The organism is Endoryza foliicola (assembly GCF_050589245.1).
In the GTDB taxonomy this organism is placed as follows: Bacteria; Bacteroidota; Bacteroidia; order Chitinophagales; family Chitinophagaceae; genus Endoryza; species Endoryza foliicola.
In genome coordinates this window covers 1-1,006 of sequence record NZ_JBOBEW010000030.1, presented here as the reverse complement: position 1 = coordinate 1,006, position 1,006 = coordinate 1, and the positions used below count along the sequence as shown (strand labels likewise).

1 protein-coding gene is annotated in these 1,006 nt (G+C 40.8%); it reads right to left on the bottom strand.

Annotation, left to right across the window (positions count from 1 at the left end):
* Positions 1-1,006, bottom strand: a 1,006-nt coding sequence (locus tag ACQ2HE_RS19870) for a DUF5977 domain-containing protein (protein ID WP_430902511.1), incomplete at both ends; no start/stop codon positions are given.

The following is a 1,006-nucleotide window of genomic DNA, read 5'->3' as shown; positions in this document are numbered from 1 at the left end:
GAATTTGTTTCTGTATAAAACTGGCTAACGCTTCCATCACTCCATTGATAGTAGTAAGTACATTGCCAAGTACCATTCGGCAATTGCATCGTACTGCTATTGATACGAGTTCCCGTTTCGCAAGTTCCGTTAACCATCTTTTGACCAACTCCGCCACACGAACACCAACATACACTGTTAGCATATGCTTGTCCTTGGCTTGCCAGTGCAGTCGCAGCCTGAGCATTAGCATCTGCCAAACTGATTAAGGAAGAATAAGTATGTGCCGGAATAGTAAATAAGATCCTCCCTCTTTGGCTTACCGGCCCACTAAGCGAACAAACAGAAATTCCATTTTCAGGCAAACAATCATTTTTGCTATAATAACCTGACTGCACTGTATTCCAATAGTAACACAATCCATTCGCATTGGCATAAGCCTGCCCATTGGCATTTACATCAGCTAGCGCTTTACTATCTGCATCCGCTTGGCTAATTGAGGAAACATATGTTCCATATACTACTTTATAGACAGTTGCAGCAGCTTCCGAACCACTCGGGCACCCTTGTTTGTAGAAGGTTCCTTGTTGTTGGGAGTTATAGAAGAGTGTTTTCGGAGCAGCCGTCAATGCAGTTCCTAGACCATAATTGTATTTGAAGTTCTTAACTATATTACCATCTTCATCTTTAATGTTCACCAGTCGATAATATCCATCGTATTCAAAATAAGTAATTGAATTATTAGGTCCACATTGCGCTACGATCTCTCCATTAAGAAGATCGTAAGTAGTTGTTGACATTTGTGCATCTTTGGGATACAAACGAAGCTCATCAATGATAGCATTTGTAGCAGATAAAGTTGCCGTAGAACTACCCAATGGTAGCAGATGCTCATAATAGGTCCATGCACCTTTGGTCCAACCTGTCGTAAGTGTTGATGATCCAGCATTAGAAGTAACTGTAATGGCACCATTTTTAGACCAGTATGATACCAAATACTGCTTTGTAGTGATCAACTGAGATTTAT